This window comes from Frankia tisae, from assembly GCF_025403405.1.
Lineage (GTDB): Bacteria > Actinomycetota > Actinomycetes > Frankiales > Frankiaceae > Frankia > Frankia tisai.
The window spans coordinates 1-15,495 of the sequence record NZ_JANEZT010000139.1; the positions used below are offsets into that span (position 1 = coordinate 1).

Below are 15,495 nucleotides of genomic sequence, written 5' to 3' on the forward strand. Positions count from 1 at the left end.
AGCTACCTGTCCACCACCACCAAACACGGCATCGGCCAGTTCTCCGCCCTCGTGCAACTCGCCGAGGGCCACCCCTGGATACCCGCAATCAGCTAACCCAAGATCAAAGCGGTACCTGACCAGTTACGTTTACCGAAACCTGACCCGCGATGACGATGATTCCCTCGACTCACCGGAGGAGATGGCCTTCGAGTTGGTTTCTCAGTATGTCGAGGAGCCTCTTGGCTGGAGCGCCTTCCGGCTCGTTTCCGATCAACACGGTATCGGGTGGATGGGCACCATCGAAAAAGGTCCGCCAGCCGTGCCGGATTGGGTCTTGGAAAAAATCAGAAAATCCAGATAGGCGCTCGCCACCTCCACAGTGCCTCAAACCGTAGCCGGTGGGGGCAGCCCTGCTCGTCAGCGCGGCGGCCTCCTCCCGATCACCGGCTCCGGCAGCACGCACGTAGCCCCGGCGACGTCAGCGGCCCCCGAGCACCCTCCCCCTTCGTGACAGAACAAGGAGTAGATGGTGACGCCAAGTGAGTTGGAAAAGAGCCTCGTCGAGCCCGACAGGCAGCTGTACCAGGACATGGAAAGCAGCGGGAGCGCCGCCGCTCGGTTCCTACGAGAAGAGGTGCGCGCCGCGCGAGGAATCGCGCGGGTGCGCCTCGCCTTCGAACTAGTGCTGTTCGGGCTTCTCACCAGGCCGCGGTTCATGCATCGGATCGCGAAATGGTAGGACGCCCGTCAGGCGCGGAAGGATCGGTTCACATCCCCGGTTCGCCGGATTTCAGCAATCATGACCGGTCTGCTGATGACGGGCGCCGCACGGTCGTGCCGGTCTCGGCTGTGTCGACCCGTCCCCGCGCGTAGCGGAAGAGGATGTTGTTGACGAACTTGGCTCCGGAGCCGTCGATCACAGCTCGCAGATAGCCGTGCTCCGCGTGCGCACTCATCGCCTTCTGGTGTCCGACCAGGTCGAACTCGGCGAGCGGAATCCAGCGGCCACTCACCAGCACCAGGCCCTTGTAGCCGAAGTCGTAGAGGTACTCGATGGTGGGAACGGCCGGAGACCGGGCTTCCTCGATCTCGACCAGCAGGTTCGGGCGCCATTTCTGAATGAGGCCCTCGGCGCCACGAAGCGCGGGCAGCTCATGACCTTCGACATCGATCTTGATGAGTCCGACGTCATCGAGCTCGAGACTGTCAAGACGGAAGGTCTCGACCTCGATGGACCTTCCGCCGGGAAGCGGCCCGAGGGACGCCCGACCCTCAGTACCACGCCCGCCCTCAGGTAGAGAAAGCTTGGCCGTCCCGGCCTCGTCGGAGGCCGCCTTGGCGATCACGGTGACATTGGGCGACGCCATGCGGGTGATGAACGCCGCGAGTTCCGGGTTGGGTTCGACGGTCACCACGGTCTGCGCGATGCGCGAGAGCCAGAAGGTCCATGGTCCGTACCACCCCCCCACATCGACTGCCGTCTGACCCGGCGCCACCAGGGATCGAATCTGACCGAGTACCGGCTCGAACCTGCGGTGCGCCACTGCGATGGCGTCTCCGAAGGCGCGATCGGGAATCAACCCGGCGACGACGCTCGAGACTTTCATCTGAGTCATACCTCTCTGTCTGGTCGCCCAGGGGAGCCCGGCCGGATACCCGCGCAACGGCCGAGTGTCAAGCGGCTGTCGGCCGCTGCGACAGCACGGCGGGATCATATCCAGGGTCATATAGATGCCGTCATCCGGACCCCGTTCCCGCTCATCCCGTCGACCGCATCCCCTTGGCACGATCCGGGATGAACGGATCTCGACGAGCATAGCGCCGTCGACCAAAAGCCCGGCACATCGTGGACCACACATGCTCCGAGCTGGGGTTATACATCCCAGGCGGCTCAGGTGGCCCCGACTCAACCCGCTGTGCCGAACGCGGATCGGATCGCGCTCTCAATACCTGCGGCAGACGCCCCGCGCAGATCTGTCAGCCGGCAGAACACCAGACCAGACCCGGTGGCGGCCATGGGCATCGGTGGCGCGCTTCGGGCCCGGTACCGCGCCGTCGGCGCTCCGTCGGCCAACTCGATCTCCAGCCGGTCGTCGACGACGCGAGCCGATCGAACCTGCTCCCAGGCCAGGGTGAAGTCCTCGCCGGCGCATCGGTAGCCGATGCCGTCCGGTCCGATCGACAGAAAGTCCGGCTGGCTGAACAGGTACGCGAAGGCGACGGTCCAGCAGCCGAGGAGGGCCGACCAGAACAGCGCGGCTACACGCAGCCAGTCGGGGAGGTCGATGAAGACTTCTGCCGTCCAAGGGGCCACAGCGGCACCGAGGGAAACGAGGATGAGCAGGAGACCGACGGCTCGCCCCGACCGCGACTCGCCATGACGTACCGGTTCCGCCCATGCCCGTTCCGCCCGTACCGGTTCCGCCGTCCTGACCGGTTCCGCCGTCCTGACCGGGTTCGTGGGCTCGTCGCCGTGGTCGACGGCAGAGGGGCCGCCGACGGCGACGGGCGCGCTGCCCGTCGCCCCCAGCAGGCTGCTGCGCGCCGCGGGCGCGGTGATGCGGGTCAGCGGATCCTTGTCGAGCATCGCCAGAATCGTGCCGGTGAGCTGGTCGGTCCGGGCCAGTGGCGGCGGATCCTCCTGGAGCACGGCGGCGACCGTCGCGGCGTCCGTGACCCGCGCGAAGGGTGACGTCCCTTCGGCGGCGCAGTACAGCGTCGCGCCCAGGGAGAAGACATCGCTCGCGGGTAGGGCCCGCGCCCCCTGGAACCGCTCCGGTGCCATGTAGGCAAGCGTGCCGATGAGACCATTGGTAATCGTCGGATCGGATTCGAGGACGGCGACGCCGAAGTCCACCAGCACGATCCGCCCGTCGTCGCCGATCAGGATGTTCGCGGGCTTCACATCGCGATGGACGATACCCGCGGAGTGTGCGGTGACAAGAGCGTCGAGGACGGCCAGCCCGATCCGGGCGGTCTCTTCCCGGCCGAGTGTGCCGCGTTCACGGAGGACCTCGGCCAACGATTTGGAGGGAACCCACTCCATGACGATCCACGGCAGGTCACCGTCGCGGACCACGTCAAGGATCGTGACCACATTCGGATGCTCGCGCAGCTTCGCGACAGCCCTGGCCTCGCGTTCCACCCGCACGACCAGGTCGGCGGGCGCCTGCTCGCTCTCCCCCGCCCGGATACGTACCTCCTTGACGGCGACGCTCACATCGAGGAGATCGTCGATCGCGTGCCAAACGGTCCCATAGGCACCGGCGCCGATGCTGTCCAGAAGCCGATAGCGGCCGGCGACGACACGGCCTCCCGGCTTCTCCTCCCCGCTCACGTCCGCACCTCGAAAGACACAGCCATCCCCCCGTCAGCCACGATCGCCGTCGTGCCGCGGACCAGCACGGACCAGCACGGTGAAGGCAGGCACCTCACGAAGGCGCACCAGTAACATCATGGGGTGGAACGCGCACGTTCGTCATCAGGCCAGAGCCTATGCCGCCGGCTGGTCCGGCTGGCGATGCCACGGACGAGACGGGCTGCACTGATCTTGTTCGGCGGCACGGGACGGGCCTTTCGCCCCTGGCCGATTCTCCTGGCGGCGGCTATCGCCGTCCCGGCGATAAGCTGGTGGAACACGAGTGATAGCGAGCCTTCACCGGGCACCGACGCAGCGGTCGTGGCCAATGCCGAAGGCACCTCTGAATTCACTCCCGTGCCGACCGAGAAACCTCCCGACACGCCAGGCGCGGCCTCGGCCCCGGTGTCTACCCCACCCGCGAATCCGCCGGCCTCTCCGACGGCCGACGAGATTTCGCCGGCGCCCACCGTACGGGGGTTCATCCCGCCGCCGGCCACCGGGCTGACCGCTACGGCGGGCGACAGCCAGGCACGCCTGTGCTGGAATCCCGCCCCCGGCGCCACGGGCTATGTCCTGTACTACCGGGACATCACCGCCGGCACCCGGTGGGTCCGCCTGCCCTACCCGGCCGAAGGCACCTGCTCCACCATCAAACTGCTGGTCAACGGCCACCGCGAGGAATTCCGTATCCGTTCCAGCAACGGCAACGGCGAAGCCGACTACTCCAACACCGCCACCACCACCCTGCCGGTCGCGATCCCGCCGCCGGCCACCGGGCTGACCGCTACGGCGGGCGACGCCCAGGCACGCCTGTGCTGGAATCCCGCCCCCGGTGCCACCGGCTACGTCGTCTACTACCGCGACACCACGGCCGGTACGCAGTGGGTTCGTCTGCCCTATCCGGCCACGGGCACTTGCGACACTGTCAAACTGCTGGTCAACGGCCACGGCTACGCATTCCGGGTCCGTTCCAGCAACGGCAATGGCGAAGCCGACTACTCCAACACCGCCACCACCACCCTGCGGGCCGCCATCCCACCGCCGGCCACCGGGCTCACCGCCACCGCCGGCGACGCCCAGGCACACCTGTGCTGGAACGCCGCCCCCGGCGCCACCGGCTACGTCGTCTACTACCGCGACACCACCGCCGGCACCCCGTGGGTCCGCCTGCCCTACCCCGCCGAAGGCACCTGCAACACCGTCAAACTGCTGGTCAACGGCCACAGCGACGAGTTCCGGGTCCGATCCAGCAACGGCAGCGGCGAAGCCGACTACTCCAACACCGCCACCGCCGTTCCAGGCTCCTAACCTCACGGTGTTCCGCGGAACCGCCCCGGTCCGGGGGCGCGGCCGGCTATCCGACGCGCACCAGCGCGACGACGGAGTCGGTCGTTGTGCCGGTCTGGCCCTCCGGGCCCCTGACCTGACGTGCCACGACGTCAGCACGTTCGGTACGCCACTGCGCGGCGGGTAGGTCGAGGTCGGCGAGCACCTCCTCGGGCGTGGGAAGGTGCAGCTCGGGGCCGTGTTCTGGACCGCGGTGGTCGGCCCACGGCGGCAGCTCGAGGTGACCGACGACGAGCAGCGTCCCACCGGGGGCGACGCGCCCGGCCGCGGACCTCAGCACGGTCTCGCGTGGGAACGCGACGGGAGAGTGCAGGAACTGCGCCGAGACCAGGTCGAAGCGCCCGTCGGGCACGGTTCGGGTGAGGTCGTGGCGCTGCCAGTCGACGGCGTCGCCGACCCCGGCGGTCGCGGCCCGGTCGGCCGCTCGGGCCAGCGCGGTCGCCGAGATGTCGGCCGAGGTGACCTGCCAGCCCCGGCCCGCGAGCCAGATGGCGTCGCTGCCGTCGCCGCAGCCGAGGTCGAGCGCGGTCCCCGGTTCGAGCCGCGCGGCGACGTCGACCAGGACCGGATTGGGATTGCCGCTCCAGAGCTGCTCGGCACCGCGGTAGCGGGTCTCCCAGTACTGCTCGGCGTCGTACTCGTGCCGATGGCCGAGTACCACCGCGTCGTCCGTCTCGTCGTGCATGTCGGCTCTCTCCCGTCCGTCGCTCACCTGCGCGCGACAGTCCGCCGAGAACCTGGATTTGACAAGAATCTTTGCCACGATGGCAAATGGATGGATGCCCGACGACATTTCCACCGCCGACGGCGAACCTGATCTTGACGGCGTCCTCCGCGCGATCGGCCCTCGGCTTCGGGCGCTCCGCCAGCAGCTTGGGGCGACGTTGCCGCAGCTGTCCGCCATGACCCGGATCTCGGTCAGCACACTGTCGCGGCTGGAGTCCGGCCAGCGGCGGCCCTCCCTCGAACACCTGCTCCCACTGTCACGCGTCTACCAGGTCCCGCTGGACGAACTCGTCAACGCGCCCGTCGCCGGCGACCCGCGGGTCCACTCCCGTCCGATCACCCGGTCCGGTATGACGTTCTACCCGCTGTCGCGCCGCCCCGGCGGGCTGCAGGCGTACAAACAGATCATCCCGGCGCGCTGGCCCGGGTGCGAACTGGAGCTGCAGGTCCACGAGGGTTACGAGTGGCTCTACGTGCTGTCCGGCCGGCTGCGCCTGCTGCTCGGCGAGCACGACGTCGAACTCGTGGCCGGCGAGGTGGCCGAGTTCGACACCCATGTCCCACACGCGCTCGCCAACACCGGCGAGAAGCCCGTTGAGCTGCTCAGCCTGTTCGGGCCTCAGGGCGAGCGGCTGCACGTCCGAGCCCGTCCCGCCGGTGTGCCGCGAGAGCGCGCCCCTGGCTGGTGAGACTGCCGGCGTGACGCGACGGATCAACGAGATCGTGTTCGGCTGCGCCGACCCGGCCGGCCCGGCCGACCCGGAGGGCAACGAGTTCTGCCTCGTGACCGACTGAGACGCCGGTCGTCAGCGGCCATGCGGGTCACCCACCCGACTCCGCACCGATGGACGGATCCCCCGCCCCGCGCGCACGGTCCGGAGCCGGGCGAGTCGAACGGGACAGCCGACCTGACCGTTGCGGCACCCTTCCGGTGCGCGGAGCAAATCCGAGTAGTCCTGACCGTTGCGGCGTATAGCGTCGAACCCGTCGCGACGGCGCGAAACCTCGGGGTGGCTCTCCGCCCGCCCCCGCGCCGCTCGGCGGCGGCGCAGGAGAGGACGCGCGATGTTCCCGCTGGGGATGCTGTCGGGCTTGGCCCTGTTCACCGTGGCGGCGGTGGTCGCCGCGGTGTTCTGGTCGGCGGGCTGGTGGGTGGCGGTCGCGGTGTTCGCCGTGTTGCTGGCGCTGGCGGTCCACGACGTCGTCCAGCGCCGGCACGCGATCCTGCGCACCTACCCGGTGGCCGGGCACCTCCGCTTCATGCTGGAGAAGATTCGCCCGGAGATCCAGCAGTACTTCGTCGAGCGCAACGTCGACGGCCGTCCGTTCGACCGGGAGATCCGCACGACGATCTACGAGCGGGCCAAGGGCGTCCACAGCGATCAGGCGTTCGGCACCGAGCGGGACGTCAACGCCGTCGGCTACGAGTTCCTGCCTCACGCGACGGTCCCGGTTCCCGTCGCGCCGGACGCGCCGCCCCCGCGGGTGCGTGTCGGCGGGCCGGACTGCACCCAGCCGTACGACATCGCGCTGCTCAACGTCTCCGCGATGAGTTTCGGCTCGCTGTCCGGCAACGCGGTGCTGGCGATGAACCGCGGCGCCGCCGCCGGCGGCTTCGCCCACGACACCGGCGAAGGTGGGCTCACCGAGCATCACCTGCGCCACGGCGCCGACCTCGTCTGGGAGATCGGTAGCGGTTACTTCGGCGCGCGCACCGACGACGGTGACTTCGACCCGGCGATGTTCAAGGACAAGGCGGCGCTGCCGGCGGTGAAGATGGTGGAGCTCAAGCTGAGCCAGGGCGCGAAGCCGGGGCTCGGCGGCATCCTGCCGGCGGCGAAGGTCAGCGCCGAGATCGCCGCGGCCCGTGGCGTGCCCGCCGGGGTGACCTGCGAGAGCCCGTCGGCGCACCGGGTGTTCGCCACCCCGCGGGAACTGGTGCTGTTCGTGGCGCGGATGCGGGAGCTCGCCGGTGGCAAGCCGACCGGCTTCAAGCTCTGCGTGGGGTCACGTCGGGAGCTGCTCGCGATCTGCCGGGCCATGCTCGCCGAGGGCGTCACCCCGGACTTCATCGTCGTCGACGGCGCCGAGGGCGGCACCGGTGCCGCGCCACTCGAATACGAGGACAACGTCGGCACCCCGCTCACCGAGGGGCTGATCATGGTGCACAATGCGCTGGTCGGCGTCGGGCTTCGGGACCGGATCCGGATCGGGGTGAGCGGCAAGGTCGCCACCGGCGTGGACATCGTCAAACGGCTCGCCCAGGGCGCCGACTACACCAACTCGGCCCGCGCGATGATGATGGCGGTCGGTTGCATCCAGGCGCTGCGCTGTCACACCAACACCTGCCCGACCGGGGTGGCCACCCAGGATCCGCGCCGCGCCCGTGCCCTCGACGTCGCCGACAAGGGTGAGCGGGTCCGCCGCTACCAGCAGGCCACCGTCGCCACCGCCGTGCAGCTGATGGCCTCGCTGGGCTGCGCCCACCCGGACGAGCTGCACCCCGGGATGCTGATGCGCCGGCTCACCCACACCGACACCCGCAGCTACTCCGAGCTCTACTCCTGGCTGAAACCCGGCGAGCTGCTCGCCGAGCCGCCAGCGGGCTGGGCCGCCGACTGGGCGGTGGCCGACCCCGACCACTTCCGGGCCTAGCAGTGGGCCTCGAGCAACCGACGGGACAGGGAAACGATGGCTGGACGAACGATCGTGATCACCGGGGCCAGCGACGGGATCGGCGCGGCTGCGGCCAGGCAGCTGTCACGGGCGGGTGAATCCGTGGTCGTCGTCGGTCGTTCACCGCAGAAGACGGCTGCGGTCGCCGCCGAGCTGGGCGCCGACCATCTCCTCGCCGACTTCGCGGATCTGGCGCAGGTCCGCGCCCTCGCCGACGAGCTGCGCAGGCGCTACCCGACGATCGACGTGCTGGCCAACAACGCCGGCGGCGTCATGTCCCGCAACCGCCAGCTCACCGTGGACGGTCACGAGCTGACCTTCCAGGTCAACCACCTGGCCCCGTTCCTGCTCACGACGCTGCTACTGGACCGACTCGTCGAGTCCCGGGCCCGCGTGCTGAACACGTCGAGCATCGGAAACAAGCTCCTGGGCAACGTCGACATCGACGATCTCGACGCCGAGCGCACGTTCAGAGCCAGCAAGGCCTACGGCGACGCCAAGCTGGAGAACATCCTGTTCACCCGGGAACTGCACCGCCGTTACCACGAGCAGGGAATCTCGACGGCGGCCTTCCACCCGGGCGCCGTCGCCTCGAACTTCTCCAGCGGGTCCGGCTCGCCGGTCATGCGTGTGCTCTACGGGTCTGCGCTGAAGCACGTGTTCCTGATCAGTCCGGACAAGGGCGCCGATCAACTGGTGTGGTTGGCGACGGCCAAGCCGGGTTCGGACTGGCAGTCGGGGCAGTACTACGTCAAGCGGAAGATCGGATCGGCGAACAGGCAGGCCGACGACGCGGACCTGGCCCGCCAGCTGTGGGAGCGCAGCGAAGCCATGATCGCCGAAGCCGCCTGATCGGACCGGTCCACCCTCGCCCGCGGGAGGTCGGCGGAGTTTCGCCGTCGGGCCGGGTGGTGTAGGCAGGGACCCGGACGTCGCCAGCGGGCCCGCGGACCCGGCCTGGGAGCTGGGAGCTGGAAGTCGGGTGCCTGGAAGTCGGGTGCCCTGAGGAGGCCGGATGGACGGCTTGCGGGGCGACGGCTTGCGGGTCGACAGCCCGGCCGGCCGGTGGGTGCTAGCCGCCACGGTGCTCGGCTCCGCGATCGCCTCGATCGACGCGACCGTGGTCGGTATCGCGCTGCCGGCGATCGGCCGTGACTTCGACGCCGGCCTGGCATCGTTGCAGTGGGTGTTGACATCCTCCTCCGCGTGAACGCGGAGGATTCCAACATCTACACGTCCACCGGGAGAGGCGGTGCGCAGTGTTGAGGTTCGCGGTTCACAGGCCGCCCCTCGGCGTCGCCTCCCCGCGCAGTCACCCACGTGGTTGCCCACTGATGCCCCAGGGCGATGTTGCGTGCCGCGTTCACATCCGCGTTCACCTGCTGCCCGCAGGCCCGGCACCGGAAGACGGCTTGGCTCTCGCGCGCCTCCCGGTCCCGGATTCCGCAGGTGTTGCAGGTCTGCGACGTGTACGCAGGATTGATCTTCTCGACCCGGCCGGGGGCCTTCTGCTCCAACCGACGGACCAGCAGCCCCCAGCCGTGCGCGAGAATGCTCCGGTTGAGGCCGGCTTTCTGCCGCACGTTCCGACCCGGCTCCGCGACCGTGCCACGGGCCGAACGGGTCATGGCCCCGACCGGCAACGCCTCCGCCCGGATCAGGTCGTACCGGCGGGCCAGGTCGGTACTGGTCTTCTCCACCCAGTCCTTACGCCGATCAACTTCCCGGGCTTTCACCCGGGCGATCTGCCCGACCAACCGGGCCCGCCGGTGCGATCCCCGTCTCGCTCGAGCGAGACGACGCTGCAACCGGACCAGCCGGGCCACCTCACCGGGACGCAGCCCCGGGCAGTGCAGCAACTCCCCGGTGGACAGCGCGGCCGAGACCGCCACGCCCCGGTCGACCCCGACGATCCCACCGGTGCCCGGGGCGCCGATCGGGGCGGGCACCGCGGCGAACGCGACATGCCAGCGACCCGCACGATCCCGCGTCACCCGGTAGGACCTGGCGTTTGGGACGGTGCGGCTACGGCGGAACCTGACCCAGCCCACTTTGGGTATCCGCACCTGCGACCAGCGGTGGTTGATCTGCCGCACGTCACCCGGCTTGACCGCGACGATCCGGAAACCCTCGCTTCGCCCGCGTCGGCGCCATGTCGGCCGCCGATGCGAACCGCCGAAAAAGTTCGCCCTCGCGGTGGCGAAGTCCCGCAACGCCTGCTGCTGCACGATGACACTGCCCGCCGCCAGCCAGTCGCAGGCGCCCCGCGCCGCGGTCAACTGCCGATTCCACGCGGCGTAGCCGGGAGCGGGGCCACGCCGCGGGTTCCACCACGACTGCTGCTCCACGCACAGGTTCCACACGAACCGCGCATGCCCACAATGCACAAGAAGAACCTCTTCCTGCGCCTCGTCGGGATACAACCGGAACCTCGACACAAACCGATTCTAACCCAACAGCGGGACCGCGGAGAAGAGGGTTCCGAGATTCCCGGACGACCCAGCCCCCCCGCATCACCGAAACCTTCAAAGAAGACGACTGTTTCTCGAACAGGGAAATCATCCAGCTGTTACGTCGTGTGTTCGCGCGGCGGTTCGTCTGACGGCGAACCGCCTACCCATGCCCCGCTCCGCGGGGGGCCGGGTTCCTCCCCGGCCTGAAGGCCAGGGCATCCTCCGGAGTTCTCGGTGACCGGATACACGCTGGCCCTGGCCGGTTTGCTGCTGGTCGCCGGGGACCTCGGGGACCGCTACGGGCGGCGCCGGGTCTTCGCCATCGGCGTGGTGTGGTTCGTCGTCGCGTCGATGGGCGCCGCCGTGGCGCCGAACGCCCCGGTGCTCATCGGTTCCCGGGCCTTGCAGGGGGTGGGGGCGGCCCTGCTGACCCCGGGCAGCCTGGCGATCCTGGAGGCGAGTTTCGCGCCGCAGGACCGCAGCCGGGCGATCGGCGCCTGGTCGGGCCTCAGCGGGGTGGCCCTGGCGATCGGGCCGTTCCTGGGCGGCTGGCTGGTCGAGGTCTGGTCGTGGCGGCTGATCTTCCCGATCAACCTGCCGGTGGCCGCCGTGGTCATCGTGCTGACCTGGCGGCACGTGCCCGAATCCCGCGACCCGGAGGTCGGCGGGCGGGTCGACGTGGGCGGCGGGGCGCTGGTCACCCTCGGCCTGGTCGGGCTGACCTACGGGCTCATCGAGGGTCCGGGGGCGGGCTGGGACAGGCCGGCCGTGGGCGTCGCGCTGGTCGGCGGCGCGCTGCTGCTGGCCGCCTTCGTCGGCTGGGAACACCGGGCACCGGCGCCGATGCTGCCGCTGGAGTTGTTCGCCGCCCGTCAGTTCGCCGCGACGAACCTGGTGACCTTCGCCGTCTATGCGGCGCTCGGCGGCGCCCTGTTCCTCCTGCCGATCCAGCTCCAGCAGGTCTGCGGCTACAGCCCGCTGCAGTCCGGTGTCGCGCTGCTGCCCGTGACGGTGATCATGCTGCTGCTGTCCGCCCGGTCCGGGGCGCTCGCCGCCCGGATCGGCCCACGGCTGCAGATGAGCGCGGGGCCGGTGCTCGTCGGAGTGGGCCTGGCGCTGTTCACCCGGGTCGACGCGGCCGGGAACTACCTGACCGCGGTGCTGCCCGCTGTGACCGTGTTCGGCCTGGGCCTGGCCACGACGGTGGCGCCGCTGACGGCGACCGCGCTGGCCGCCGTGCCCGCACGGCACGCTGGCATCGCCTCGGCGGTGAACAACGACGTGGCCCGGGCGGCCGGCCTGATCGCCGTCGCGGTCCTGCCCGCGGCTGCCGGCATCACCGGCGCCTCCTACCTGCGCCCGGCGGAGTTCTCCCGCGGCTTCCACACCGCGGCGCTGCTCGCGGCGGGGCTCTGCGGCCTCGGCGGAGTAATCGCCGCGGTCACCATCCGTAACCCGTCCAGACGTGCCGCCACGCCGCAGGTGCCGGTCGTGCCGCCGTCGGTGCCGTCGGTGCCGTCGGTGCCGTCGGTGCCGTCGGTGCCGCGGTGGAGCCACTGCTGCCTGGACGCCCCGCCGCTGCCGGATCCGAGCTCCCCGCGCCTGCGCGGTGACCGGCCCACGTCGTCGGTCTCGGCGTCCGGCACCGCCCCCGCGTCACGCCCTGGCGATGAGCCGCCCGGGCCCCGCTGAACCGACCCGGCCGGCAATGCGGGTGCCGAGAACTGTCGGTGGGCGTGGCTACGGTTGCCGGCCATGGGACGCATCGGGGCGTCCGTTCCCCTCGACCAGAAGGGTTCCCCATGCCAGGTATCACGCCGTGTCTGTGGTTCGACGACCAGGGCGAGCAGGCCGCGGAGTTCTACACGTCGATCTTTCCGAACTCGAAGATCACCAATGTCGCCCGCTACGGGCCGGGCAGCCCGCGGCCGGCGGGCACGGCGATGACGGTCCAGTTCGAGCTGGACGGGCGGGAGTACGTCGCGCTGAACGGCGGCCCGGAGTTCACCTTCTCGGAGGCCATTTCCCTGCAGGTGTTCTGTGGCTCCCAGGCCGAGGTCGACGAGTACTGGGATCGGCTCACCGACGGCGGGCAGGAGAGCCGGTGCGGGTGGCTCAAGGACCGCTACGGGCTGTCCTGGCAGATCGTGCCGACCGCACTGGGCGAGCTGCTCGGCGATCCCGATCCGGACCGGGCGCGGCGGGCGACCGAGGCGATGCTGCGGATGAACAAGATCGACATAGCGGAGATCCGCCGTGCCGCGGAGGGCACCTGATCTCTAAGATCGGCCGGGTGTCCAGAATCCTCGTCCTCGGCGCGTCCGGCTCCGGGAAGACGACGTTCGCCCGGCGGGTGGCCGCCACGCTCGGCGTCCCGCACGTCGAGCTCGATGCTCTGCATCACGGTCCCGGCTGGACAGTGCGGCCGACCTTCGTCGCCGATGTGGACGCCGCGACGGCGGCGCCCGCGTGGGTCGTCGACGGGAACTACTCGGCGGTCCGCGAGCTCGTGTGGGCGCGGGCGGACACGATCATCTGGTTGGACCTGCCGCGGTGGCTGGTGGAGTGGCAGGTCATCCGGCGCACGGCCGGCCGGCTGGTGCTGCGCAGGCCGCTGTGGAACGGCAACCGGGAGCGCTGGCGCACGCTGCACCGGGCCAGCCATCCGATCCGCTGGTCCTGGCGCAAGCACGGCGAGTACCGCACCAGCTACGGCAACCGCTTCACGGCCGACGATCCGGCCGGCCGACGGCTCGTCCGGCTGCGCAGCCGCCGGGAGGCGGCGGCCTGGTCTCCCGTCCGACCCGCCTGATTCGCTGGCGAGGCCAGGCCTCCGCTCCCGCTGCCGTCCGCCGGCGCCGTGGGCTCAGGCGAGCGGCACCACCAGTTCGGACGGGCTGGCGGCGGGCGAGCCGATCGTCGCGGTCCCGTCCGCGCGGTTCATGTCGTAGAACAGCGCGTCCCTGGTGTCGATGACCAGGGAGAGCCGATGGCCGAACTGCAGGTCGTGCGCGACCGGGTCGAAGGTGAGCCGGCATGGCAACGCGACGTTCGGGGTGGCCTCCTGGTAGCTGTCGACCGCCTTGGCGATCAGCGTCGAGCGGCCCTGGAGGTCCGTGTCGTAGAGGTAGGCGACCAGAGTGCCGGCGTCCGAGTTGGGGGTGACGCTCAGGTTCAGTTCCGGCGTGCCGCGGAGCTTCTGCGTCGCGAAGGTCGGCGCCGCCTGCCACACCGCGCCGTGTTTGCGATCGACCGTGCCGATGTTCAGCTCGCTGGGCCGGTGGGTGATCCCGTCCAGAAACTTGGTCACCAGGATCGTGCCGGCGTTCGCCGTGGTGTCCGCGTCCGCGCTGAACGTCGTCGACCAGTCCCCGATCTCGGCGGAGGGCGAGAGTTGCCCCGTGCCGAGCACGGCGGGGCCGAGCCGCAGGGTCGTGTGATCGCCGGTGATGCCGGCCACGGTCTGGTAGGTCTCGACGGCGCCGCCGTCCGTGAGCAGCCGGACCGGTGCGGGCGCCGGTCCCTGCGCGGCGGTCGACGTGGGGATCAGGAAACGGTCGAACCAGTCCCAGGCCGCCGTCCAGGTCTCGTTGGGAATACCGAACAGGCCGCCGACCTCGTTCGTGGCATGGTCACCGGGGCTGAGACGAATCGTCTTGGGCCCGGTCAGCCGGTCGAAGAAGGCCAGTTGGGAGGCTGGTGGGAAATAGCCGTCGCTGTACGAGGTCGACATGAAGACCGCCGGCTGGCGGGCGTTGAACCGGTCGAGGTACGTTCCGGCGCCGCGCGTCCTCGCCCAGGACATCACCCGGGGGATGTTGCGGAAAGCCCGGTAGTCGTCGACGATCGCGCGAAACTCGGGGCTGCTGCGGCCGGATTTCTCCTGCAGCGTCGTCATCAGGTCGAGTGCCGCCTTGTGCCGGGTGTTCGCGTCGTACAGGGACGTCCCGAAGTCCGCCCAGCCGCTCAGTGAGGCGACCGCCCGGATGCGGGGGTCGGCGGCCGCCGCCAGCAGGGCGATGCCGCCGCCGTAGGACAACCCGGCGACGCCGACCCGGTCCGCGGCGACGGCGAGGTGGCTGCTCGCCCAGGTGATGACGTCCGAGACGTCCGAGACGTCCAGGGGACCGGCGACGTCGACCGTGCCGCCGGAGCCGTAGAAGCCGCGGGTCGTGTAGGCGACGGCGGCATAACCGCGCCGTACCAGCAGATCGATCTGGGACTGCATGCTGGTGTCCTGGAAGCCCCAGGCCGCCGGGAGCACGACGAGGGGATGCGCGCCGCCACCGGCCGGCACACCCGTGATCGCGGTCAGGACCGTGCCGTCCGTGGTCCGGATCGTGGCCTGGTTCGTCGGCGCGGTGCTCGTCGCCGCCCCGGCCGGTTGGGTGGGCACCGGTGATCCGCCCGGCGGCGGGGCACCCTGGGCGGCGAGCGCCGACGGCAGGGCCGCGGAGGACGGCGCCGCCGAGGCGCCGGAGATAGGCGCCGCCGCGGGAACCAGACCGGCGGTGGACGTCTCCTGCCCGCGATCGCAGCCGACGACCACGGCGCAGGAAAGGACACCCAGCGCCAGCGTCGCCGACAGAAGCGGAACGGATGGACGAAATTGCCGGGGGGGCCGTCGGTCGGCGCGCCCGTGCCACGAAGGCATTTTCAGGTCTCCCATCGGTCATCCCCACCCCTGACGGGCCCTGGTCTATCCGTTTACGTCCCATTTGCGCAAGTATTGGCGACGGCGCGGATAGCGCCTTCAGGCCAGTGCGATCCCGCGACGTGGGGTTTCCGCCCGGAAATTAATCCGCGCCGCTGCGGGCAGACCCCAATGGACATGCTTTAAGGGATTGCTTGGAGATTTGTGTTCAGGGTGACCGTCTGGGGTGGAGGCAGTGGAGCTCGAGGCGGTGTTCGACTGGGCTGGTGCCTGGGTCGCCGGGTTGGCGGGTGGGG

General features: G+C 70.1%; 13 protein-coding genes and 1 pseudogene. 9 read left to right on the top strand and 5 right to left on the bottom strand.

All coding sequences use genetic code 11. The annotated features are described in order from the left end of the window. Positions 1-511: 511 nt before the first annotated feature. A complete protein-coding gene (locus tag NBZ85_RS14960) occupies positions 512-721 on the top strand; it encodes a hypothetical protein (RefSeq protein WP_261562086.1) in 210 nt (69 codons plus the stop codon). 58 nt (positions 722-779) lie between these two features. Here the strand turns inward: NBZ85_RS14960 and NBZ85_RS14965 are convergent, their stop codons facing one another. Both NBZ85_RS14965 and NBZ85_RS14970 read right to left on the bottom strand, forming a co-directional pair. Continuing rightward, entirely contained in the window at positions 780-1,799 is a 1,020-nt protein-coding gene (locus NBZ85_RS14965; protein WP_261557280.1) for an FkbM family methyltransferase, read from the bottom strand. Between the two features lie 89 nt (positions 1,800-1,888). Further along, on the bottom strand, positions 1,889-3,319 hold the full coding sequence (locus NBZ85_RS14970; RefSeq protein WP_261562087.1) for a serine/threonine-protein kinase: 1,431 nt from the start codon (positions 3,317-3,319) through the stop codon (positions 1,889-1,891). Between the two features lie 426 nt (positions 3,320-3,745). Between NBZ85_RS14970 and NBZ85_RS14975 the strand changes: the two genes are divergently transcribed. Then, positions 3,746-4,651 (top strand): fibronectin type III domain-containing protein, encoded by a 906-nt coding sequence (locus NBZ85_RS14975; protein ID WP_261562088.1) that lies wholly within the window; start codon positions 3,746-3,748, stop codon positions 4,649-4,651. A gap of 46 nt (positions 4,652-4,697) precedes the next feature. Here the strand turns inward: NBZ85_RS14975 and NBZ85_RS14980 are convergent, their stop codons facing one another. Beyond that, a complete protein-coding gene (locus NBZ85_RS14980; RefSeq protein WP_261557283.1) occupies positions 4,698-5,375 on the bottom strand; it encodes an SAM-dependent methyltransferase in 678 nt (225 codons plus the stop codon). A gap of 94 nt (positions 5,376-5,469) precedes the next feature. Here NBZ85_RS14980 and NBZ85_RS14985 point away from each other — a divergent pair, with 94 nt between their 5' ends. The 4 genes and pseudogenes from NBZ85_RS14985 to NBZ85_RS15000 all read left to right on the top strand — a co-directional run. Then, entirely contained in the window at positions 5,470-6,105 is a 636-nt protein-coding gene (locus tag NBZ85_RS14985) for a helix-turn-helix domain-containing protein (RefSeq protein ID WP_261557285.1), read from the top strand. A gap of 376 nt (positions 6,106-6,481) precedes the next feature. Further along, positions 6,482-8,071, top strand: coding sequence for an FMN-binding glutamate synthase family protein (locus NBZ85_RS14990; RefSeq protein ID WP_261557286.1), 1,590 nt, complete (start codon positions 6,482-6,484; stop codon positions 8,069-8,071). Positions 8,072-8,107: 36 nt separating this feature from the next. Continuing rightward, positions 8,108-8,944, top strand: coding sequence for an SDR family NAD(P)-dependent oxidoreductase (locus NBZ85_RS14995; protein ID WP_261557289.1), 837 nt, complete (start codon positions 8,108-8,110; stop codon positions 8,942-8,944). A gap of 163 nt (positions 8,945-9,107) precedes the next feature. Then, positions 9,108-9,287: pseudogene (locus NBZ85_RS15000) on the top strand (MFS transporter); the annotation flags it as partial. A 34-nt stretch (positions 9,288-9,321) separates the two neighbouring features. Here the strand turns inward: NBZ85_RS15000 and NBZ85_RS15005 are convergent. Beyond that, positions 9,322-10,530, bottom strand: coding sequence for an RNA-guided endonuclease InsQ/TnpB family protein (locus NBZ85_RS15005; RefSeq protein WP_261557291.1), 1,209 nt, complete (start codon positions 10,528-10,530; stop codon positions 9,322-9,324). 249 nt (positions 10,531-10,779) lie between these two features. On the opposite strand from NBZ85_RS15005, the gene NBZ85_RS15010 reads away from it, so the two are divergent. The 3 genes from NBZ85_RS15010 to NBZ85_RS15020 all read left to right on the top strand — a co-directional run bounded on the left by NBZ85_RS15010 (position 10,780) and on the right by NBZ85_RS15020 (position 13,357). Continuing rightward, positions 10,780-12,237, top strand: a complete 1,458-nt coding sequence (locus NBZ85_RS15010; protein WP_308205002.1) for a DHA2 family efflux MFS transporter permease subunit — start codon at positions 10,780-10,782, stop codon at positions 12,235-12,237. Between the two features lie 110 nt (positions 12,238-12,347). After that, the gene (locus NBZ85_RS15015) at positions 12,348-12,821 is read left to right on the top strand and encodes a VOC family protein (protein WP_261557292.1); all 474 of its coding nucleotides are present in this window, start codon (positions 12,348-12,350) and stop codon (positions 12,819-12,821) included. A 17-nt stretch (positions 12,822-12,838) separates the two neighbouring features. Continuing rightward, the gene (locus NBZ85_RS15020) at positions 12,839-13,357 is read left to right on the top strand and encodes a P-loop NTPase family protein (RefSeq protein WP_261557294.1); all 519 of its coding nucleotides are present in this window, start codon (positions 12,839-12,841) and stop codon (positions 13,355-13,357) included. A gap of 54 nt (positions 13,358-13,411) precedes the next feature. Here the strand turns inward: NBZ85_RS15020 and NBZ85_RS15025 are convergent, their stop codons facing one another. Continuing rightward, on the bottom strand, positions 13,412-14,941 hold the full coding sequence (locus NBZ85_RS15025) for a CocE/NonD family hydrolase (RefSeq protein ID WP_261562089.1): 1,530 nt from the start codon (positions 14,939-14,941) through the stop codon (positions 13,412-13,414). Positions 14,942-15,495: the final 554 nt, after the last annotated feature.

Coding starts and splice junctions, on each gene's coding strand:
- NBZ85_RS14965 (WP_261557280.1), bottom strand. CDS start 1,799: ATGCTCGTCGAGATCCGTTCATCCCGGATCGTGCCAAGGGGATGCGGT.
- NBZ85_RS14995 (WP_261557289.1), top strand. CDS start 8,108: ATGGCTGGACGAACGATCGTGATCACCGGGGCCAGCGACGGGATCGGC.
- NBZ85_RS14980 (WP_261557283.1), bottom strand. CDS start 5,375: ATGCACGACGAGACGGACGACGCGGTGGTACTCGGCCATCGGCACGAG.
- NBZ85_RS14990 (WP_261557286.1), top strand. CDS start 6,482: ATGTTCCCGCTGGGGATGCTGTCGGGCTTGGCCCTGTTCACCGTGGCG.
- NBZ85_RS14985 (WP_261557285.1), top strand. CDS start 5,470: ATGCCCGACGACATTTCCACCGCCGACGGCGAACCTGATCTTGACGGC.
- NBZ85_RS15015 (WP_261557292.1), top strand. CDS start 12,348: ATGCCAGGTATCACGCCGTGTCTGTGGTTCGACGACCAGGGCGAGCAG.